General features: G+C 71.4%; 15 protein-coding genes. 7 read left to right on the top strand and 8 right to left on the bottom strand.

The features are described from left to right. Positions 1 to 105: 105 nt before the first annotated feature. Positions 106 to 1,299, bottom strand: coding sequence for an ROK family protein (locus tag QBL25_RS05845; RefSeq protein ID WP_409055906.1), 1,194 nt, complete (start codon positions 1,297 to 1,299; stop codon positions 106 to 108). Between the two features lie 191 nt (positions 1,300 to 1,490). Here QBL25_RS05845 and QBL25_RS05840 point away from each other — a divergent pair, with 191 nt between their 5' ends. The 6 genes from QBL25_RS05840 to QBL25_RS05815 all read left to right on the top strand — a co-directional run bounded on the left by QBL25_RS05840 (position 1,491) and on the right by QBL25_RS05815 (position 10,406). Further along, positions 1,491 to 3,020 (top strand): sugar ABC transporter ATP-binding protein, encoded by a 1,530-nt coding sequence (locus QBL25_RS05840; RefSeq protein WP_409062562.1) that lies wholly within the window; start codon positions 1,491 to 1,493, stop codon positions 3,018 to 3,020. Further along, a complete protein-coding gene (locus QBL25_RS05835; RefSeq protein WP_409055905.1) occupies positions 3,017 to 4,027 on the top strand; it encodes an ABC transporter permease subunit in 1,011 nt (336 codons plus the stop codon). The genes QBL25_RS05840 and QBL25_RS05835 overlap by 4 nt, the downstream gene beginning before the upstream one ends. Continuing rightward, positions 4,024 to 5,052: an ABC transporter permease gene (locus QBL25_RS05830; RefSeq protein ID WP_409055904.1), complete on the top strand. Its 1,029-nt coding sequence runs from the start codon at positions 4,024 to 4,026 to the stop codon at positions 5,050 to 5,052. The genes QBL25_RS05835 and QBL25_RS05830 overlap by 4 nt, the downstream gene beginning before the upstream one ends. Next, on the top strand, positions 5,052 to 6,308 hold the full coding sequence (locus QBL25_RS05825) for an ABC transporter substrate-binding protein (RefSeq protein ID WP_409055903.1): 1,257 nt from the start codon (positions 5,052 to 5,054) through the stop codon (positions 6,306 to 6,308). Before QBL25_RS05830 ends, QBL25_RS05825 begins: the two co-directional genes overlap by 1 nt. Then, the gene (locus tag QBL25_RS05820; protein WP_409055902.1) at positions 6,305 to 7,177 is read left to right on the top strand and encodes a sugar phosphate isomerase/epimerase family protein; all 873 of its coding nucleotides are present in this window, start codon (positions 6,305 to 6,307) and stop codon (positions 7,175 to 7,177) included. The genes QBL25_RS05825 and QBL25_RS05820 overlap by 4 nt, the downstream gene beginning before the upstream one ends. 85 nt (positions 7,178 to 7,262) lie before the next feature. Then, complete coding sequence (locus tag QBL25_RS05815; protein WP_409055901.1) at positions 7,263 to 10,406, top strand: ThuA domain-containing protein; 3,144 nt, start codon at positions 7,263 to 7,265, stop codon at positions 10,404 to 10,406. 78 nt (positions 10,407 to 10,484) lie between these two features. Here the strand turns inward: QBL25_RS05815 and QBL25_RS05810 are convergent, their stop codons facing one another. Continuing rightward, positions 10,485 to 11,624, bottom strand: coding sequence for an aminoglycoside phosphotransferase family protein (locus QBL25_RS05810; RefSeq protein ID WP_409055900.1), 1,140 nt, complete (start codon positions 11,622 to 11,624; stop codon positions 10,485 to 10,487). Between the two features lie 233 nt (positions 11,625 to 11,857). Here QBL25_RS05810 and QBL25_RS05805 point away from each other — a divergent pair, with 233 nt between their 5' ends. Continuing rightward, a complete protein-coding gene (locus QBL25_RS05805) occupies positions 11,858 to 13,357 on the top strand; it encodes a hypothetical protein (RefSeq protein WP_409055899.1) in 1,500 nt (499 codons plus the stop codon). Between the two features lie 78 nt (positions 13,358 to 13,435). On the opposite strand, the gene QBL25_RS05800 is transcribed toward QBL25_RS05805, so the two are convergent. The 6 genes from QBL25_RS05800 to QBL25_RS05775 all read right to left on the bottom strand — a co-directional run bounded on the left by QBL25_RS05800 (position 13,436) and on the right by QBL25_RS05775 (position 21,806). Next, complete coding sequence (locus tag QBL25_RS05800) at positions 13,436 to 14,860, bottom strand: PP2C family protein-serine/threonine phosphatase (RefSeq protein ID WP_409055898.1); 1,425 nt, start codon at positions 14,858 to 14,860, stop codon at positions 13,436 to 13,438. 169 nt (positions 14,861 to 15,029) lie between these two features. Continuing rightward, positions 15,030 to 15,674, bottom strand: coding sequence for a response regulator (locus QBL25_RS05795; protein WP_409055897.1), 645 nt, complete (start codon positions 15,672 to 15,674; stop codon positions 15,030 to 15,032). A gap of 12 nt (positions 15,675 to 15,686) precedes the next feature. Continuing rightward, the gene (locus QBL25_RS05790; RefSeq protein WP_409055896.1) at positions 15,687 to 17,120 is read right to left on the bottom strand and encodes a sensor histidine kinase; all 1,434 of its coding nucleotides are present in this window, start codon (positions 17,118 to 17,120) and stop codon (positions 15,687 to 15,689) included. Between the two features lie 245 nt (positions 17,121 to 17,365). Next, complete coding sequence (locus QBL25_RS05785) at positions 17,366 to 19,741, bottom strand: AbfB domain-containing protein (protein ID WP_409055895.1); 2,376 nt, start codon at positions 19,739 to 19,741, stop codon at positions 17,366 to 17,368. Between the two features lie 143 nt (positions 19,742 to 19,884). Then, entirely contained in the window at positions 19,885 to 20,520 is a 636-nt protein-coding gene (locus QBL25_RS05780; RefSeq protein WP_409055894.1) for a hypothetical protein, read from the bottom strand. Positions 20,521 to 20,660: 140 nt separating this feature from the next. Continuing rightward, the gene (locus tag QBL25_RS05775) at positions 20,661 to 21,806 is read right to left on the bottom strand and encodes an LLM class flavin-dependent oxidoreductase (protein ID WP_409055893.1); all 1,146 of its coding nucleotides are present in this window, start codon (positions 21,804 to 21,806) and stop codon (positions 20,661 to 20,663) included. Between the last annotated feature and the right edge of the window lie 54 nt (positions 21,807 to 21,860).

Raw genomic sequence — 21,860 nt, 5'->3', positions numbered from 1 at the left:
GCGGTATGGCCGGTGTTGCACGGTGCTTGTCCGGTCCCCGTGGTCCCGGCGTGCGCGGGCCGCCCGCCCTCAGCGGGACGCCTGCTCTCAGCGGGACGCCTGCTCTCAGCGGGCCGCTCCCGCGAGGACCCGGTCCACCTGGCGGGGGGACAGTGCGTGTTCGACCGCGAGGATGCCCGCGCCGATCGCGGCCGCGTTCTCCCCGGTGCGGCTCGGCTCGATCCGCAGGACATGGGTGGCCAGCGGGTGCGAGCGGCGGTACACCGCTTCCCGTACGCCCGCGAGGAGCTGGTCGTGCACGGCGGCCAGCGCCCCGCCCACCACCACCGTGTCCGGGTTGAAGAAGTTCACCAGGCCCGCAAGGACCTCGCCCACCGCGCGGCCCGCCTCACGCACCATGCGCACGGCATCACGGTTGCCGGACTTCACCAGGCGTACGACGTCGCTGCCCGAGGTCGCCTCCAGGCCGAGCGCGGCGAGCTTGCGGGCGATCGCCGCGCCGCCCGCCACCGCCTCCAGGCAGCCGGAGTTGCCGCACCGGCAGGGATCCTCGATGTCGCCCACCCGGATGTGCCCGATGTCGCCCGCACTGCCCTGCGCGCCCCGGTGCAGGCGGCCGTCGGCGACGATGCCGCAGCCGATGCCCGTGCCCACCTTGATGTAGAGCAGATAGCGCGTGTCGGGAAAGGCGCGCCGCTGCTCGGCCAGCGCCATCACGTTCACGTCGTTGTCGACCAGCGCCCGCGGGCCGAACCGCTCGGCGAAGAACTCCGGGATGGGGTACTGGTGCCAGCCCGGCATGATCGGCGGATCCACCGGGCGGCCCGTCGAGAACTCCACCGGCCCCGGCACCCCGACCCCGATGGCCTGCAAGGACACCGGATCGCGCGCCGCCTCCTTCAGGAGGGCGTGCAGCGTCCGCTCGACGTGCCCGAGCACCTCTTGGGGGCCGTCCGCGATGGAGAGCGGGTCCTCGCGCAGGGCGAGCATCTCGCCGCCGATGTCGAGCAGGGCGACCCGGCAGTGCGAGGCGCCCAGGTCCACGCCCGCCACGGCGTGTTCGCGGGTGCGCAGCCGCAGCCGGCGCGGCGGCCGGCCGCCCGTCGACCCGCCGTCGGACTCCTCCGTGACAAATCCGTGCGCGATGAGCGCGTCCACCCGCTGCGACACCGTCGAGCGCGCGAGCCCGGTCATCCGGGCGATGTCGGCACGGGTCTGCACCGCTCCCGTGCGGAGCAGGGCGAGGACTTCGCCGGGTGAGGACGGTGCGGAAACGGGGTGATCCGGCGCTCCAGACATGGCAGCAACCTTAGGGACGAGTTTGGCTGCTCACAAGGCGGATGCTGTTCGGAAATCGACCTAAGTGACCGTCAACTTGCTTGTACGGAAAGCTGCTTGGGCTCTTGACAGGTCAAAGCCGCCTCATCACATTGCTCTGCAGACCGCTGCCGAAGGAGCCGAGGGTGCAGGCGATGAAGGCGACGCAAGAGATGTTGGCGATGCGCGGGGTGTCCAAGAGCTTTCTCGGGGTGCGCGTGCTGCACGACGTGTCCCTCGACCTCGCCGCCGGCGAGGTGCACGCCCTGGTCGGCGAGAACGGCGCCGGCAAGTCCACGTTGATGAAGGTCCTCGCGGGCGAACACGTCCCGGACGAGGGCAGCATCGTGCTCGACGGAACAGAGCATTCCTTCAGCCATCCCGCGCAGGCCCAGGCCGCCGGGATCGGCATCATCCACCAGGAGTTCGCGCTGCTCGCGCACCGGACGGTCGCCGAGAACGTCTTCCTGGGCCGCGAACCGACCCGTCGCGGCCTGGTCGACCGCCGCGCCATGGAGGCCCGCACCGCCGAACTCCTCGCCGAGGTCGGCGTGGCGGGCATCACGCCGCGCACCTACATCCGTGATCTGTCCGTGGCCCGGCAGCAGACCGTCGAGATCGTCAAAGCGCTCGCCTCCGACGTCCGCGTCCTGGTGATGGACGAGCCCACCGCGCCGCTCGCCGACCACGAGGCGGGCCTCCTGCACGGCCTCGTGCGCCGCCTCGCGGCCCGCGGCCTCGGCATCCTGTACATCTCGCACCGGCTGCGGGAGGTCTTCGACCTGTCGCAGCGGATCACGGTCCTCAAGGACGGCCGCCACGTCACGACGGTCCCCACCCGCGCCACGGACACCGACCAGGTCGTCCGCGCCATGGTGGGCCGGGAGCTGAGCGCCTACTACCCGCCGCGCGCCCATCCCGACGATCTCGGCGAGGTGCGCCTGACCGTCACCGGCGGCGGCAACGACCGGTTGCGCGGCATCGGTCTGACGCTGCGCGCGGGCGAGATCACCGGCATCGCGGGCCTGGCCGGCTCGGGGCGCACGTCCCTGGTGCGGGCCCTGTTCGGAGCGGCGCCCTTCACCGCGGGCGCCATGACCGTGGACGGCGCACCCTTGCGGCCCACCGGGCCGCGGCAGGCCATCCGCGCCGGTATCGCCCTGGTGACCGAGGACCGCAAGGCCGAAGGGCTCGCCCTGCGCCAGTCCGTGCGCGACAACGCGCTGCTCGTGACGCGTGCCGTGCCCGCCCGCGGCGAGCCGCCCACCGCCCGCGAACTCACCGCGCTCCTGGAGCGGGTCCGCCTCCACGCGCGCGGCGAGGACCAGGAGGTGCGGTACCTCTCCGGCGGCAACCAGCAGAAGGTCGTCATCGCCAAGTGGCTCGCCGCCCGCCCCCGGATCCTGCTCTTCGACGAACCCACCCGGGGCGTCGACGTGGGCGCCAAAGCCGCCATCCACACCCTCGTGCGCGAACTGGCCCGCGAGGGCATGGCCGTCCTGATCGTCTCCTCCGAACTGCCCGAACTCATCGGCATGAGCGACCGCGTCCTGGTCATGTCCGCGGGCCGCATCGCCGGTGAACTGCCGGCGGGGGCGGCCGAGGAGGACGTCATGCGGCTCGCCACCAGCGACCCGTCCGGAGACCCGAGTGCCCTCTCCGGTCACCCGAGCGCCCCGTCCGGAGAGGAGCCCGCCGCGTGAGCGGTACCACCGGCACCACCGTCGCCCCACCGCCCGCCGTGAAAACCCGTGCCCCGCGCAGAGGCCGGCTCACCGATCCCGCCGTCGGCGTCTGGCTCGCGGCCGCGGGCGTCACCGCGCTGGGCTGGATCGTCGTCGCCGCGCGCGGCGGCGACTTCCTCACGGTCCCGAACGTCGTCGGCATCCTCCAGAACTGCGTCGCCCTCGGCCTGGTCGCCGTGGGGCAGACCGCCGTGATCCTCACCGGCTCCCTCGACCTGTCCGTGGCCTACCTGATCAGCCTCGGCACGCTCGTCGCCGCCACCACCATGGAGGACGGCAGCGTCCTTACCGGGGTACTCGCCGTGCTCGCCCTGTCGGCGGCCGTCGGACTCGCCAACGGCCTGATCGTCACCGGGCTCAAGGTCAACGCGTTCATCGCGACGCTCGGCACCGCGTTCATCCTGCGCGGCTGGATCGAGGACACCTACACGGGCCCCGCGGGACAGGTCCCCGCCTCGTTCCAGCACCTGGGCTACGACCGCATGGGGCCGGTGCCCGTCTCGCTCTTCCTGCTCGCCGCCGTCGCCGCCGTGATGTGGCTGATCACCCGCCGCACCCGCTTCGGACACCACCTGTACGCCACCGGCGGCGACGAACACGCCGCCCGGCTCTCCGGTGTCCGCACCCGCCGCACGATCATCGCCGCCCACGTCCTGTGTTCGCTGTGCGTGGGCGCCGCCGCGCTCTTCCTCGCCGCACGGCTCGGCGCGGGCGCCCCCTGGGCGGGCACCGAGGCCCGCTACGACCTGGAGTCGATCGCCGCCGTCGTCCTCGGCGGCACCGTCCTCGCCGGGGGCCGCGGGGGAGTGGCGGGCACGCTCGGCGGGGTCCTCGTGCTCGCCGTGCTCGACTCCGTCTTCAACCAGCTCGGCGTCGACCCGTTCTTCAAGAACGTCGTGCGCGGCGTCGTGATCATCGCCGCCGTCGCCCTCTACGCCCGGCGCGGCAGCAGGAGGCCCGCATGAGCGGCCGGACAGCCGAACCCGAACAGACCGTGACGGCGGCCCCCTACCGGCGCATCGCCCGCACGCTCGGCACCGGGGCGCCCGTCTACGCGCTCCTCGCCGTACTGCTCGTCGCCCTCGCCGTCACCGACCCCGGCTTCTACGAACCCGACCGCTTCCTGGCCTTCGTCAAGCGCGCCGCGCCGCTGGTGATCCTCGCCGCCGGGCAGTACCTGGTCATCGTCTGCGGCGAGTTCGACCTGTCGGTCGGGGCGATCGTCACCGCCGGTGTCGTCGCGGCGGCCGAGGTCTACGGCTCCTTCCCGGGCGCGCCCTGGCCGCTCGTCACGGCGGGCCTGCTGCTCGCGGGGGCGCTCACCGGCCTGGTGAGCGGACTGGTCACCACGCAACTGAGAGTGCCCTCGTTCATCACCACGCTCGGCATGATGCTGATCCTGGAGGGCGCCGTCTTCTTCTGGACGGGCGGCTCCCCGCACGGCCAACTCCCGGAAGGTTTCCGCCAGATGGGGCGCGGCACCGCCCTGGGCTGGCTGCCCTGGGCGGTCCTCGCCTGTCTCGTCGCGGGCGCCGTGGCCGTGCTGCTGATGCGCTCCGACTTCGGCCGCACGCTGATCGCGACGGGGGACGGCGAACGCGCCGCCGCCCTGGCGGGCGTCCGGGTGCACCGCGCCCGCGTCATCGCCTTCGTGCTGTCCGGCGCGGCGGCGGCACTGGCCGCGGCCCTCGTCGGCGGATTCTCCGGGGTCTCCGCACAGGCGGGCCGCGGCTACGAGTTCGAGGCGATCACCGCCGTGGTCCTCGGCGGGGTCGTGCTCGGCGGGGGCCGGGGCAGCGTGGTCGCCGCGATGGCGGGCGCCTTCTCGCTCCAGGCCCTGTTCACGCTGCTCAACCTCCAGGGCGTATCGGGCGCCCTGGAATCGACCGTGCAGGGCGTCATCGTCATCGCCGCGGTCGGGCTCGGGGCCGCCGGCTGGTCCCGTCCGCGCCGCCGTCGTACCCACTCCTCGGGAGGCAGACCCTCGTGATGCAGACCCTCGTGACGCACGACAAGCCCCACCGCGGGCGCGCGCCCCTCCGGCGCGGCCGCCTGCTCGCGCCCGCCGCCGCGCTGTTCGCGGGCGCCCTGCTCACCTCCTGCACCAGCGACGCACCGCCCGACTCGCCCGCCGCCGCCTCGCGGTCCGCCGGCTCCGACGAGGGCGGCGACAAACCCTCCAAGTTCTTCGAACAGGCTGAATATGAGCGCCAGTTGAAGCTCGGCGAGCAGACCCCGCAGGGGCCGGACGGCAAACCCTGGGAGCAGATGCTCGAACCGGAGATGACCGACACCGCCCGGTACGAGAAGAAGGGCTCGGGCGGCACCCACCTGTGCTTCTCCAACGCCGGCGTCTTCAACCCCTGGCGCCAGGTCGGCCTGAAGAACATGAAGGCCGAGGTGAAACTCCACGAGGAGATCAGCGACTTCACCGTCCTGGACGCCCAGGGCAAGGACGACAAACAGATCTCCGACATCCAGGAGCTCGCCGGAAACAAGGACTGCGACGCGCTCATCGTCTCGCCCAACACCACCGCCACCCTCACCCCCGCGGTGAAGGAGGCCTGCGGAAAGCTCCCGGTGATCGTCTTCGACCGTGGCGTGGAGACCGACTGCGCCGTCACCTTCGTCAACCCCATCGGCGGCTACGGCTACGGCGCGGTCGCCGCCGACTTCCTCGTCGACAAGGTCAAACCCAAGGGCAAGATCCTCGCCCTGCGCATCTCACCCGGCGTGGACGTCCTGGAGACCCGCTGGTCCGCGGCGAAACTCGCCTTCGACAAGAGCGAACTGGAGGTCGTGGACGCCAAGTTCACCGACGGCGACCCCGCCAAGACCAAGTCGATCGTCGCCGACGCGATCTCCCGGCACGGCTCCGTCGACGGCGTCTGGATGGACTCCGGCGCCACCGCCGTCGCTGCCGTCGAGGCCTTCGAGGACGCGGGCGTCGATGTGCCGCCGATCACCGGCGAGGACCAGCAGGACTTCCTCCAGGCGTGGAAGGACAAGAAGCTGACGGCGATCGCCCCCACCTACCCGACCTTCCAGTGGCGCACGCCGGTCATCGCGGCCCTGCGCATCCTGGACGGCAAGGAGGTCCCCAAGGAGTGGAAGCTGCCGCAGCCCACGATCACGCGGGCCAACCTCGACGAGTACCTCCAGGAGGGCATGCCGCCGCTGCACTACGCGATGTGCGGCTGCCAGAAGATGCCGGGCTTCCCGGGCGACTGGGGAGGCAAGAAGTGACGTACGCCGGCTGGCCGCTGGGTGCCAACCCGTGGATCTGGCACTCGCCGGTCACCGGCGAGGCACTCGGCGAGACGCTGCCGCGCCTGGCGGAGTGGGGCTTCGACTGCGTGGAACTGCCCCTGGAGGGCCCCGACGACTGGGAGCCCGCCGCCGCGGCCAAGCTCCTGGACGCCACGGGCCTGACGCCCGCGGCCGTCGTCGCCGTCATGCCCGACGGCCGCGACCTCGTGCGCGCGGACCCGGGCACGCTGCGCGCCACCCAGGACTACCTGCGCCGCTGCGTCGACGCCGCCCACGCGATCGGCGCCCCCGTCGTCGCGGGCCCCGTCTACGCGGCGGTCGGCCGCACCTGGCGGATGGACCGGGCCACGCGCGCGGCGGCCTACGAGGAGTGGCGCGAGCACATCGCGCCGGTCGTCGCCCACGCGGCCCGCGCGGGCGTCCGCATCGCCGTGGAGCCCCTCAACCGCTACGAGACCAGCCTCTTCAACACCGTCGCCCAGACCCTCGACGGCCTGGCGGGCCTGCCCGAGGAGTCGATCGGCGTGGCCCTGGACACCTACCACCAGAACATCGAGGAGCACTCCCTGCCGGCGGCGGTCCGCGCGGCGGCGGGCCGCGTCGCCCACGTCCAGGTCTGCGCCAACGACCGGGGCGCGCCCGGCGCCGACCACCTCGACTGGCCCGGTTTCCTGCGCGCCCTGGACGCGTGCGGCTACCGGGGGCCGCTCTGCATCGAGTCGTTCACGGCCCACAACGACGCCATCGCCGTCGCCGCCTCCGTCTGGCGGCCCCTCGCGCCCTCCCAGGACGCCCTCGCGACCGACGGGCTCGGCTTCCTGCGCCGGGCCGTGGCCGCCCTCTGACCTCCGGCGCTCCCCACGACATCCGGCAATCCCGCACGTCCGTCCGTCCTTCCCGGCAGATGCCCCCAGCAGAGAGGACCACCTCATGGACTGTCATGTGCGTGACATCAGGCCGCGTGACGCGAGAGGCCCGCGAAGAACGCTGATCGCCTGCCTCGCCGCGCTGCTCCTCGCCATCGGATTCCTGCCCGCCACGTCGAGCGCCGCCGACAAGGCGCCCGCCTTCCGCGCCCTGCTCTTCACCAAGGCCGTCGGCTACGTCCACGGCTCCATCCCGGCCGGCGTCCAGATGGTCAAGGAGCAGGCCGCGGCGAACGGCTTCGAGGTCGTCGAGACCGCCGACGCGACGGTCTTCGACGACGCCAAGCTCAAGGACTTCGACGTCATCATCATGCTGCAGAACTCCGGCATGGTCTGGGACACCGAGGCCCAGCGCGACGCCATGAAGGCCTACGTCAAGAGCGGCAAGGGCGTCGTCGCCCTGCACAACACCCTCGACATGGGCGTCGAGGACTCCTTCCCCTGGTGGGACGACCTCATCAACGCGGGCGCCCACATGCCCGCCCACTCACCGGGCGTCCTGAAGGGCACCGCCAAGGTCGCCGACCGCGCGCACCCCTCCACCCAGGGCCTTCCCGAGCGCTGGGAGCGCCCCGAGGAGTGGTACAACTTCGACAAGAACCCCCGCGGCGACGTGCACGTCCTGGTCACCGCCGACGAGACCACGTACGACCCCGGCGGCTCCAAGATGGGCGCCGACCACCCCATCTCCTGGTGCCGCAACGCCGAGGGCGGCAAGGTCTGGGCCACCGCCATGGGCCACGACAAGGCGTCGTACTCCGAACCGGCCTTCCGCGAGCACGTGCTCGGCGGCATCCGGTGGGCCGCGGGCAACAAGCCCGGCGACTGCGGCGGCACGGTCTGGTCCGGCTACGAGAAGACCGCGCTCGACGACAACACCGCCGACCCGATGGAGCTGGACGTCGCCAAGAACGGCCAGGTCTTCTACGTCCAGCGCAGCGGCGAGGTGAAGATCTTCGACCCGAAGAGCCACTCCACCTCCACGGCCGGCAAGCTCGACGTCTACACCGGCGGCGAGGACGGCCTCGTGGGCATGGAGCTCGACCCGAAGTTCGCCACCAACCGCTGGATCTACCTCTACTACGCGCCCGCGTCCGCGAAGGAGGACGTCAACCGCCTCTCCCGCTTCACGGTCAAGAAGGACAACACCCTCGACCTCGCCAGCGAGAAGAAGCTCCTGGACGTTCCCGCCTACCGCGACCGCACCTTCCCCGAGCCCGGACACACCGGTGGCGCCGTCGAGTTCGGCCCGGGCGGCACCCTCTACCTCGGCGTCGGCGACGACGTCCCGCCCAACCTCGACCCCAACTGGCAGGGCTACGCCCCGCTCGACTGGCGCCCGGGCAAGCAGCTGCTGGACGCCGCCCGCACGGCCGGCAACACCAACGACCTGCGCGGCAAGATCCTGCGCATCAAGCCCACCGACAAGGGCGGCTACACCATCCCCAAGGGCAACCTCTTCGCCAAGGGCACCGCGAAGACCCGCCCCGAGATCTACGCCATGGGCTTCCGCAACCCCTTCCGCTTCACCGTCGACCCCAAGACCGGCTACGTCCACGCCTCCGACTACGGCCCCGACCGCGGCGCCCCCGAGACCAACCGCGGCCCCGAGGGCCTGGTCGAGTACAACGTCATCAAGAAGGCCGGCAACTTCGGCTGGCCCTTCTGCCACGGCAACAACCAGGCGTACGCCCCCTACAACCCCGACACCCAGGAAGTCGGCGCCAAGTTCGACTGCGCCAAGCCCACCAACCCCTCGCCCAACAACACCGGCCTGAAGGACCTGCCGTCCCTCCAGCAGCCGGAGATCTGGTACGGCTACGGCGAATCCAAGGAGTTCCCGGAGATGGGCGCGGGCGGCTCGGCACCGATGAGCGGTCCCGTCTACCACTACGACCCCAAGAACCCCTCCACGACCAAGTTCCCCGCCTACTTCGAAGGTGCGAGCTTCTTCTACGAGTGGGCCCGCGACTCGGTCAAGGAGATCCGCTTCGACAAGGACGGGAAGCTCCTGAAGATCAACGACTTCCTGAAGTCGGCGAAGTTCGCCAAGCCCATGGACATGACCTTCGGACCCGACGGCTCGCTGTACGTCCTGGAATGGGGCAGCGAGTTCGGCGGCGGCAACAACGACTCCGGGCTCTACCGCATCGACTACTCCCAGGGCCGGCGCACCCCGCTCGCCCGGGCCAAGGCCTCCGTCACGAACGGCCCGACCCCGCTGAAGGTCGACTTCTCCAGCGAGGGCAGCAAGGACCCGGACGGCGACCCGCTCACCTTCGCCTGGGACTTCGACGGCGACGGCACCTACGACTCCACCGAGGCCAACCCCTCCCACACCTACGACACCAAGGGCGACTTCAACGCCCAGCTGAAGGTCACCGACTCCACCGGCAAGTCCGGCTACGCCAACGTGCCCGTCACCGCGGGCAACACGGCACCCATGGTGAAGGTCGAGACGCCGGTCGACGGCAAGCTCATCGAGTTCGGCGACAAGATCCCCTACAAGGTCACGGTCACCGACCCCGAGGACGGCACGATCGACTGCTCCAAGGTCACCGTCAACCCGGCCCTCGGCCACGATGACCACGAGCACCCCACCACCGACATCCCCGGCTGCGAGGGCACCGTGGACACCGGTGACCTGGGCGGCCACCCCGAGGGCGCCGACCTCACGTACGTCCTCAACGCGAAGTACACCGACAAGGGCGGCGACGGCGTCAGCGCCCTGACCGGCTACGGGCGCTCGGTCCTGCACCCCAAGCACAAGCAGGCGGAGTACCACGACGACCAGTCGGGAACCCGCATCGTCTCCCAGGAGGGCGCCGAGAACGGCAAACGCATCGGCGACATCAGTGACGGCGACTGGATCGCCTACAGCCCCATGAGCGTCGAGGGTGTCAGCAAGGTCAGCTACAAGCTGTCCTCGCCCTACGGCGTCGGCTCGATCGAACTGCGCGCGGACGCCCCGGACGGGAAGCTGCTCGCCACGACGCCCGTCCCCGACACCGGGGGCTGGGACACCTACCAGGCCACGCCCGACGTGCCGGTCGAAGCCCTGGCCGGCACCCACAAGCTGTACCTGGTCTTCACGTCGCCGCAGGACAATTCCTTCGACGTGGACGCGGTGCAGTTCACCACGTCATAGTCACGCGGTAGTCGCCGGAGGCATACGAAGGTCCGCAGTGCGCCGCTTTCCCCGACGCACTGCGGACCTTCATCCCCCTCAGCGAGTACCGACCGCCGCGCGCACGGCCCGGCGGGCCAGCTGGCAGTCGTCGTGCAGCCGCCTCAGCAACAGCCGCTGTTCCTCGCCGGACGGTGCGGCACCGGGGTGGGCCGGACCCGGCGCCGTCGGGGTCGTGTCGTGCATCGAGCGCTGCACGGCCATCTCGTACGTACGGATCTCGCGGGTGAGCACCAGCATCAGGTTCACCAGGAAGGCGTCACGCGCCGCCGGGCCCTGCTCCTGCGCCAGCTGGCTGATCTCGCGGCGCGCCACCGGTGCGTCACCGAGCACCGACCACAGCGTCGCCAGGTCGTAGCCCGGGAGGTACCAGCCGGCGTGCTCCCAGTCCACGAAGACCGGGCCCGCGGGGGACAGCAGGATGTTCGACAGCAGGGCGTCGCCGTGGCAGAACTGCCAGGTGCCGTGCTGCCCGGCCGAGTGCGCGATGCCGTGCAGCAGCTTCTGCAGGTCGCCCATGTCCCGGTCGGTGAGCAGCCCCAGTTCATGGAAGCGGTTGATCCGCTTGCCGTAGTCCATGGGCCTGCCGAACAGTTCCTGCGGTGGACGCCACCGGTTCAGGTGGCGGATGGCGTTGAGCGCCAGGCGCACGTCCGCGCGGGGCGGCGGCTCCACGGGGTGGCGGGACAGCGCGGCGACGCGTCCCTGCATCCGCTCGATCACCAGCGTGCAGTCCTCGGGGTCCGCGGCGATGAGCCGCGGGGCCCGGACGGGAGGACGGTGCCGGACGAACGAGCGGTAGGCCGCTATCTCGTGCCGGATCCGCTCGGTCCACGCGGGGGAGTGGTCCAGTAAACATTTGGCGATCGCGGTGCTGCGTCCGGTGGTCCCCACCAGCAGCACGGTGCGTCCGCTGCGGCGGAGCACCTGGACCGGATTGAACTCCGGACAGATGCGGTGCACCGAGGCGATCGCGGTGCGCAGTTGCGCCCCTTGGGGGCCTGACAAGTCGAGTCTCCCGCTGAGCGGTTGCGTCCCGGGCCCCGGAAAGCGTCGCGTTCGGCCGGCGCCGAGCGATCCGGCCGCGGGGCGCGCGGGCTCCAGATACGGGCCGCTGCCGGGCTGTCGGCTGTGCAGTGGCCGGGGCGGGGCGGACACGGAGGACGATGCTGTGTACATGGGCGATACAGATCCCTTCGTGTGCCTGCGAGTTGCTGCGCTCCCGCCCCGGCTCCCTTGGGAGCACCCTGGGGAATGTCCCGCGGTGGGCCGGGTCGGGGTGGCGCATTCCTACCTGACACCCGGCGTCCCCTGGCACACCATGTGGCGCACCCTGGCGAACCCTGGCGAATAGTCGCCCAGCAACTGACAGAGGGTTACTGTCAACTCAGCCGAGAACCTGGGGGCTTGACGTGAACGGACAACCCAACACCCGACTGTCGGACCTATTCGGCCTGGCAGGCTGGTCAAAAGGGGAGCTCGCGAGACTGGTGAACCGGCAGGCGGCGGCCATGGGCCATCCGCAGCTGGCCACCGACACCTCGCGGGTACGGCGTTGGATCGACATGGGAGAAATCCCCCGCGATCCCGTGCCCCGGGTTTTGGCGGCTCTGTTCACCGAGCGTCTCGGCCGTGTCGTGACCATTGAGGATCTTGGTCTGGTCCGGCACGGGCGCGTGGGGAAACGGCGAGGCGACGGCGGTGTGGAGCACCCCGACGGCGTGCCGTGGGCGCCCGAACGGACAGCCGCGGTCCTCACCGAATTCACGGGAATGGACCTCATGCTCAACCGACGCGGCTTGGTGGGCGCGGGTGCCGCGCTCGCCGCCGGCTCCGCACTCAGCAGCGCCATGCACGACTGGCTGCACACCGATCCGGCCCTCGTTGCCGACGCTCCCCGAACCAACCATCCCCTGCACGCCGACCCCGCTGGGTTCGACCGCTATGAGGCCGCCCCCATCGGGTCGCAGGAGATCGAGGAACTGGAGACCTCCGTCGAGGTGTTCCGGGCCTGGGACGCGGCGCGCGGCGGCGGTCTGCAGCGCAAGGCTGTGGTGGGACAGCTCAACGAAGTGGGCGGCATGCTCGCCTACCGACACCCCGATCATCTCCAGCGCCGCCTGTGGGGCGTCGCTGCCAATCTCGCCGTCCTCGCGGGCTGGATGTCGCACGACGTCGGCCTCGAACCGACGGCACAGAAGTACTTCGTGATCGCCGCGCACGCGGCCCGCGAGGGCGGCGACCGGCCGCGCGCCGGTGAGGCCCTGTCCAGAGCCGCGCGCCAGATGGTGCACATCGGCCGCCCGGACGACGCACTGGACCTCATGAAGCTCGCCCAGTCGGGTTCGGGCGAGGAGATGCTGCCGCGCACGCAGGCCATGCTCTACACCATCGAGGCCTGGGCGCAGGCGTCGATGGGCAAGGGGCAGGCGATGCGCCGCACGCTCGGCATCGCCGAGGACCTGTTCGTCTCCGACAAGGGGGACGTGCCCCCGCCGAGCTGGATGCAGATGTTCGACGAGGCGGACATGCACGGCATGCAGGCCCTGGCCTTCCGCACCCTCGCCGATCACGACGCGTCCGCCGCCAACACCGCCCAGCGCCACGCCAGGGAGGCGATCGACCTGCGGTCCAAGGGCCGCGACCGCTCGCAGATCTTCGACTACATCTCGCTGGCCTCGGCGTGCTTCATCGCCGACGACCCTGAACAGGCCGACCGGTACGCACGGTTGGCGCTGGTGTCGATGGGGTCGAACTCCTCGCACCGCACCTGGGACCGGCTGCGCGAGATGTACCGCCTGACGGCTCAGTACTCCGGCTACCCGAAGATCGAGGACCTGCGCGAGGAGATCAAGCTGGCCCTGCCCAAGGCGGCGGCCAAGGCCGGAGGTGGCAGCCGGATCCGCGCCTGAGGCACCGGGACAGGTCCGCTGTTCGTTCTACGGCTCCTCCGGCGGGGGTTCCGGCGGCTCGGTGAGCGTCGGTGACTCTCAGGCGTTGATCCGTGCGATCAGCAGGCAGGCGTCGTCCTCCCGCGGGGCCACGCCGAACTCTTCCACGACTGTCCGTACGCACTCCTGAGCACACCGCGTGTCCGTGAAGCGCGGCGCGAGGGCGAGCAGTCGGCTCGTGGCCGCGTCCCCGGTGCGCCGGGGAACCAGTCCGTCGGTGTGCAGCAACAGCAGGTCGCCGGGCTCCAGGCGCACTTCGGCCTGCTCGTACGTGGCTCCGGAGGTCGCTCCGAGGATCACGCCGACGGGTGGCGTCAGCGCGCGCCCCGTCCCGTCACGGAACAGCAAGGGGGCGGGGTGGCCCGCCTGTGCCCAGCTGAGGGTGCGGGTGGCCGGGGCGTACTGGCAGCAGACCGCGCTGCCGAGGGCCGGTTGCGCGGTGGTGTCCAGCAACTGATTCAGCCAGCTCATCAGTTGCGCGGGGTGCGCCCCGGCGACCGCCATGCCGCGCACGGCGCCGAGCAGCATCGCCATGCCCGTCGTGACGGTGACGCCATGGCCGGTGAGGTCGCCGACGCTGAGCAGGAACCGGCCGTCGGGCAGCTCCATCGCGTCGTACCAGTCGCCGCCGATCAGTGAGCTCGTCGACGAGGGGAGGTAGTGCGCGGCGAGGTCGAGCGCCGCGGGTCCGCCGTGCGGGAACCGCAGGGAGCCGCGCCACGGCGGCAGCACGGCCTCCTGCAGTTCGACCGCGAGCCGGTGCTCTGTCTGCGCGATGTGCCGCTGGCGCTGCAGCGAGTCACGGGTCTCGCGCACCGTTCGCTGGCTGCGGCGCAGCTCGCTGACGTCGCGCAGGACCGCCCACATCGAGGCGGTGCTGCCGTCAGCGGCGAGCACGGGCTCGCCCATCATGTGCACCTGTCGGACGCCCCCGTCGGGACGCGTGATGCGGAACTCGCCGTCGATCGGTTTCCCGTCGATCAGGCAGTCCGTGACCATGGCCGTCAGCATCGGCTGGTCGTCGACGTGCACCAGGGAGGGCAGTTCGTCGAGGGAGAGCGGGGGAGCTTTCGGGTCCCGGCCGAGGATCTGGTACAGCTCGCCCGACCAGCTCGCCTCGTCGCTCAGGAGGTTCCACTCCGCGCTGCCGACCCGGCTGAGCAGCGAGCCGTGCTGCGGTTCGAGCGGCGGGGTCACGGCCGGAGCGATGGGCTCCACGGCCGGTTGCACGGGTCCGTCCCGTAACTGGGCGAGGTGTTCGTCCAGGTCGTTGAGCTGGTGGACCGCGAGGTCGCACAGGGCGCGCTGCCAGCGTCCTTGCGGGTCGCTCTGGTCGGGCCCGGCCTCACGGCGCACGGCGTCGACCTCACCGCGGAGCCGGCGCGTCTGCGTGATCAGCGCTTCGACCGAGCCGCGCTCAGGCGGCTGGGCGGAAGGGCGGTCCGCGAAGACATGGGACGGCATGAGGTGCTCCGTTGAGGGTGCGGTGCGACCAAACGGGCGGGATGGACCGCTAATGACTTTCGCACAGCGCGGGGTGGCTCGTAAGGCATTTGGCAACACACGACGCGGGGTTGCTTGTGGCATATGTCTATGTCCTTCGGAACGATGTGTTCCGATGGCTTGATCCCGATCACCCGCGCAAGTAGCGGAGAACCGCCAGAACGCGCCGGTTGTGGTCATGTGACGCGGGCAGCCCGAGTTTGTTGAAGACGGCGGCCACATGCTTCTCGACGGTGCCCGCCGAGACGACGAGACTCTGTGCGATCGCCGCGTTGGACCGCCCCTCGGCCATCAGCGAAAGGACCTCGCGCTCACGGTCGGTGAGCGGCGCGAGCTCCTCCGCCCGCCGGCCGGCCCCGGCCAGCTGGGTCACCACCTCCGGGTCCAGCGCCGTACCGCCCGCGGCCACCCGCTCCAGGGCGTCGGTGAACTCCGCGACGTTCGCCACCCGGTCCTTGAGCAGGTAGCCGACGCCCGCGGATCCCGCCGCGAGCAGTCGCGTGGCGTACTTCGTCTCCACGTACTGGGAGAAGAGCAGCACCCCCGTGCCGGGGTGGTCGCGGCGGATGTCGATGGCCGCGCGCAGTCCCTCGTCCGTGTGGGTCGGCGGCATCCGGATGTCGGTCACCGTGACGTCCGGGCGGTGCTCGGCGACCGCGGCACGCAGCGTGACCGCGTCACTCACGGACGCACAGATCTCGTGCCCGCGCTCCGCGAGCATCTGGCCCAGCAACTCCCGCAGTACCGCGGCATCCTCGGCGATCACGACGCGCATGGCGGCATGCTCTCACGCGTGCAGCGGCAGCTCGACCGTGACCGCCGTCGGCCCGCCCTCGGGGCTCCGGACCTCCATCCTCCCGTCGACCGTACGGACGCGTTGCGCCAGGCCCGTCAGACCGCTGCCCGCTCCTGCGTCCGCGCCGCCGTGCCCGTCGTCACCGACCTGGAGGTACAGCCGCCCGTCCAGCTGGGCCACCGTGATCGAGGCCCGCTGCGCCCCGCTGTGCTTGATGACGTTCGCGAGCAGTTCGGCGGCGCAGAAGTACGCGATGGTCTCGATGGCCGGGGTCGGGCGCTCCGGTATGTCCGTCACCAGGTCGACGGGGATGCTGCTGCGCGCACCGAGCGTGGCGAGCGCGTCCGGCAGGCCGTCGTCGAGGACCGGGGGATGGAGGCCGCGGGCCAGATCACGCAGTTCGGTGAGGGCCGCGGTGGCGTTGTGATGCGCGCCCTCGACGAGCTGCCGCAGACGCGCGACGTCCAGCGGCGCACTCCGGTGAGCGTGCCCGTCACCGTCACCGTCACCGGCGCCCTCGCTCTCGTCGAGGCGCTGCCTGATCATGTCGAGGGTCATCGCCACCGCGACGAGCCGGACCTGTGCTCCGTCGTGCAGATCGCGCTCGACGCGCCGCAGCAGCGCCACCGAGTCGTCCACGGCAAGCGCCCGCGTCTCCTCCAAGTCCCGCACCCGGTCCACCAGGTGCCCGGGTCCGAGCAGGGCACCGATCAGCCATTGGTCGGCCTGCGTCACCAGGCGGGTCACCCAGGGCGCGCACAGCAGCGTGATCACGCCGAGGGCGACCGCGAGGAACGTGCCGGCGAAGGTGTCCGCGTCGAGGCCGCCCACCGGGACCGGCGTGAGCACCGGCATCCCCTCCCGCGCCCCCGGCTCGGGGTGCTGCCCGAACACCGCCCACCGCAGGGGCGCGGTGAGGTCGATCAGGCCCACCAGCCACCACAGGACGGCATACGCCCCCAGACAGCTGACCGGCAGCTTCGCCAGGACGTAGGCCGCCGACCGCCAGCCCGCCCCGTCCCACAACCGGGCGTCGAGGCGGCTGACCCACCGCCCCTCCGGCCGCAGCGGCGGCGGCGCGGGCGTCCGGTCCCCCAGGAACCCTGCCGCGAGGCGGCGATGGACACCGCCCAGCGCCCGGGCCAGCAGCAGCCCCGCGACGAACAGCAGCGCCCCGAGCAGCGCGAACACCACCGAGACGGTGAACCCCGCCCCCAAGGCCAGCACCACCGCGAGCAGCACACCCCCCAAGAGCCCGAGCGGAAACCCGACCAGGCAGTAAGCGGCCTCGGCCCACGCCCGCCGGGAGAAAGGGGCGCGCCCCACGGCGCGCGCGAGGCCACGCGCCCCCCGAGTGCCGGACGGCGTCCCGGGGCGCTCCGGCGCGCTGGGGGTGGTGGAGGCGAGGGTCGCGGCCTCGATCATGACAACTCCCGCTGCGGAGTACGGATTACCGAGTACGGATAGCGAATAGCGAATAGCGGATTGCGGATGTGGTGGGGCGGACAGGTGGGCCGCCCGGCCCGGCGATACGGACCGCCGGGCCGGACAACTTCACGGTAGGCCTCCGCCGGCGTCCACCGGAACGCGGATTTCCTCCGTCTGGCCTGGGGGAAAACCCCCAGGCCAGATGGAGCCGGCCCTGCCCGGAAGCGCGGCCCTGCCCGGGATCAGGGCGCCCAGGGTGCCTCCACGACCCAGGTCGTGTCCTCGGTGAAGGAGCTCGGACTGTCCGAGGGGCGGGATCCGCCGGGGACGGCGAGGTACACCTCGGCGTTGTAGTGGCGCAGGTACTGGCCCGGGTAGTTCTGGGCCATCAGACGGACGCCGCCCTGTCCCGGCACCGCGCAGAACGTGGCGTCCGCACGGAACAGCGCCGAGCCGTCACCGGCCTCCCGGTGGACCCGGAAGTCGCGGTGGCGCAGGTACTCGCCGGGGTAGTTGCGCGACTCGAAGGAGTAGCAGGAGCTGTCGGCGAGGCCGGGCACGATGCGCCAGGTGGCGTCGTTCTTCAGCAGGTCGCTGCTGCCGCTGTTCACGACCTCCGTGTAGGCCAGCGCGTCCTTGTGCCGGAGATAGCGGTCCGTGTGCCCGGGGGTGGTGACCCGCAGCGCCTTCGGTCCGGTGGGCAGGGTCGTCGGCGCGGGCGGGCTCTTCGACGCGTTGATCAGGGCCTGGTTCGCCGCCTTGACCCGCGCCGCGTCCACCTTGACCACCTGACGGTCGTAGGTCAGCAGGCCGTTCACCTCGTTCTCGACGTCGGTGATCTCGGTGTAGACCGACGCGGAGAGACCGGCCGGCATCTGCTGGAGGCGCAGTGCGTCGATCAGGCCGATGAAGCGGTTGTTCAGATGGGCGGCGTCGGCCTGGTCCTCGTACGAGAAGCCGTTGCCCGGTGACCATTCGTGGCCCGGCACCCGCAGTCCGAGGCCGCCGTACTCGCCGAGGACGGCGGCGCGGGTCGCGGACGGTCTGGTCACCCCCGGGCCCACGTAGATGTGGTGGTCGACGACGTCGCCGTTGCCGCCGTCGACCGAGCCGCAGCAGTTGATGCCGCTCATGTTGTCGACCAGGCGCGAGGGGTCGGCCGCCTTCACCTTGTCGGCGATGCGGGCCTGGTCGTACTGGCCCCAGCCCTCGTTCTGGTTGACCCACATCACGAGCGACGGGGAGCTGCGGTGCTCGTCGATGATCTGGTCGAACTCCGCCTCCCACTGGGTGCGGGCCGCCGAGTCCGGTGTGCGGGTGTCCATCGAGGGCATGTCCTGCCACACGAGCAGGCCGAGCCGGTCGGCCCAGTAGAACCAGCGCTGCGGCTCCACCTTGATGTGCTTGCGCACCATGTTGAAGCCGAGGTCCTTGTGCTTCTGGAGGTCGTACTTGAGGGCGTCGTCGGTGGGGGCGGTGTAGATGCCGTCCGGCCAGTACCCCTGGTCGAGGGTGCCGTTGTGGAACACGAACGTGCCGTTGAGCAGCAGCCGTTGCTTGCCGTCGACCGTGCCGCGCGAGATCGACCGCATGCCCGCGTAACTGCCGACGGAGTCCGACACCGTGGAGCCGGAGAGGAGTTCTGCCTTGACGTCGTACAGGAACGGATCGTCCGGCGTCCACAGGTGCGGGTCGGTGATCCGCACCGTCAGCTGTGAGCCGACCGCGCCGGTCGCCGTGCCCACGGTCGTGCCGCCGGAGCTGACCGTGACGCGTGCGCTCCGGCCGCTGGTCCCATTGCCCCGGACGGTGACGCGCAGCGCCGATCCGCCCAGGTCCGGCACCATGTCGAGGCGGGTGATGTGGGCGGCGGAGGTGGGCTCCAGCCACACGGTCTGCCAGATGCCGGAGGCGGCGGTGTAGAAGATGCCGCCGCCGGGGTGGGGCGTCACGTCGTTGATGCGCTGCTTGCCCACGGCCTGGCCGCCGGTCTGTGTCGGGTCGAACACCGAGACCACGATGGTGTTGGTGCCGCCGTTGAGCAGGGGCGTGATGTCGTAGCCGAAGGCGTCGTAGCCGCCGTCGTGGGCGCCGCCCGCCTGCTGCCCGTTCACCCACACCGTCGTACGCCAGTCACTGGCGCCGAAGTTGAGCTGGACGCGGCGCCCGTTCCAGTTCGACGGCACGGTGAACGTGCGCTTGTACCAGAGCTTGTCGTTCTGGGTGATCTTGCGTTGGATGCCGGAGAGCGCGGACTCCGCCACGAAGGGGACCCGGATCTGGTCGGTGAAGGAGGCCGGCTGGCCGGCGTTCGCCGAGGTGACGGCGAAGTCCCAGATGCCGTTGAGGTTGCTCCAGTCGGGCCGGGTCAGCTGGGGCCGCGGATACTCCGGAAGCGGGTTGTCCCGGGAGACCTGGCCGGTCCACGGCGTCGTCATCGGCGCCGGTTTCGGTGTCCAGGGGGTGGGGGCGGCCTGGGCGGCGGGCGCCAGGGCGGTGGCGCCGCCCAGGAGCAGGGCGAGGGCGCTCAGCAGGATGCCGAGGGTGTGGCGTGGTCGTGAGCCCGCTTGCGGACGCGCGGGGCGCGTCGGTCTGAGGCGCGTGGACGGGAGGTGCATCGAAGGCTCCTCGTGTCGCGGTGCACGGCCGGCTGGCCGGGGTGCTCGCCGGCTCTTACATCGTTGTAAGGAGAGTTCTTATGCACTTGATGGGGTCACGTCAACGCTGGGAACGAGCCAATCTGCCGCGCGCGGAGTCCCCCTCAGAGGCCCGGGGCCGACTCGCGCGGGTCCCAGTCCGCCGCGGGCCAGCGGTGCTCGTCGAACGTGTCGGGCACCTGACCGCAGGGGGCGTAGACGCTGATGAACAGCGTCGTGGTCGCGTCGTTCCACTGGACGTCGACCTGGTCGCCCCTCGGATCCTCGAAGCGGAAGCCCAGCTGGAGCGAGGACGCGCCCGTGCGGCGGCCCCAGTCGTGTGTGCGCTTCCAGCCCCGCTCCACCAGCTGCCGCCGCACGCGCTCCTGAGCGTCTCGCGCGGTGGCTTCGGGGACGTGCGGCACGCTCCAGTCAAGTCCGAAACTCCGGACGTCACTACGCGCCTCGTCGACATGGGCGAAGCCCCGCAGCCCGCGGTAGGAGCAGGCGCCGGTGTCGACCCGGCCCGGGGCCGCGGCGTACGTGTCCGGCAGCCCGAAGCCGTCGTACACCTCGTCGGACCGGTCGTTGAGCCGTTGCGCGACCGCATCGGGATCGGCCGAGGGATACGGCTCTCCGTTCCACACGGAGTTCCCCGCCACCGCGGCAGCAGCGGACAGCGCCACCACCGCGGCCGCGACGACGGGCACCACCACGGACCGTCCGGCGGCAGGGGCTCTGCGGAGGGAGATCTTGCGCATGCACGTGACGGTAAGCGCCGGCATGGGGTGACACATGAGTACGCGTACCCAGGTGCGCGCACACAGCGGCTGCCACGGCCGTCACCGGGCATCAGGCCCGGGCGAGGGCCCCGGCCGGCCCTCGCCGGCCGGGTGCCGGCTCAGTTCGTGAACGGTACTTGTGCCGAGGGCGCCTCCTGAGGCCCCGACGGATGGCGCCACAGGCCGTCTGCCGCCAGGCGTGGCAGTACTCCCTCGCCGAACCAGTACGCCTCTTCCAGGTGGGGGTAGCCGGACAGGACGAACTCCTCGATCCCCAGCGCCGCGTACTCCTTGATCAGGGCGGCGACCTCCTCGTGGCTGCCGACCAGAGCGGTTCCCGCGCCGCCGCGTACCAGGCCGATGCCGGCCCAGAGGTTGGGGTGGATCTCCAGGGCGGCACGGCTTCCGCCGTCGTGCAGGGCCAGCATCCGGCGCTGGCCCTCGGACTCGCTGCGCGCGAGCCCGGCCTGCACCGCGCGCACGGTCTGCGGGTCGAAGCCCGCCAGGAGGCGGTCCGCTTCCGCCCAGGCCTGCTCGGAGGTGTCGCGTGTGATCACGTGGAGCCGGATGCCGAAGCGCGGCGTCCGCCCCTCCTTCGCCGCGAGCCCGCGCACCCAGGCGATCTTCTCCGCGACCTGCGCGGGCGGCTCGCCCCAGGTGAGGTAGACGTCGGCGTGCCGGGCGGCGACCTCACCGGCGAGGGGCGACGAGCCGCCGAAGTACACCTCCGGGACCGGGTCGGGGACGCGGGCCAGCTTCGCGTCCTCGACGTGGAGATGCTGCCCGGTCAGGTCGACGGTCTTGCCCTCCCACAGCTCCCGCACGATCTGGAGGAACTCGCCGGTCCGGCGGTAGCGGTCGTCCTTGTCGAGGAAGTCTCCGTAGGCCCGCTGCTCGTGGCTCTCGCCGCCCGTGACGACATTGAGCAGGAGCCGTCCGCCGGTCTGCCGCTGGAACGTGGAGGCCATCTGCGCGGCGAGCGTGGGGGAGACGAAGCCGGGGCGGAAGGCGACCAGGAACTTCAGGCGTTCGGTGTGCTGGCTGACCATGGCGGTGGTCAGCCACGCGTCCTCGCACCAGGCCCCCGTGGGGGTCAGCGCGCCGACGAAGCCGAGGTCCTCGGCGGCGCGGGCGATCTGGCTCAGGTAGGCGACCGTGGGCGGCCGGTCCCGGCCGGAGGCACCGGCGGGGGTGCCATGGCCTCCGCCCACGACGTGGCGGCTGTCGCCGTTGGTGGGCAGGAACCAGTGGAAGGTGAGGGACACGGGAGCTCCGATCAGGGGTGCGAGGAGGGAGGACAGGTCATCGCTGGGGCCATC

The organism is Streptomyces sp. SYP-A7185 (assembly GCF_046103685.1).
GTDB lineage: Bacteria > Actinomycetota > Actinomycetes > Streptomycetales > Streptomycetaceae > Streptomyces.
Note: the sequence above shows the minus strand (reverse complement) of the source record. Positions and strands in the feature narration are given on the sequence as shown.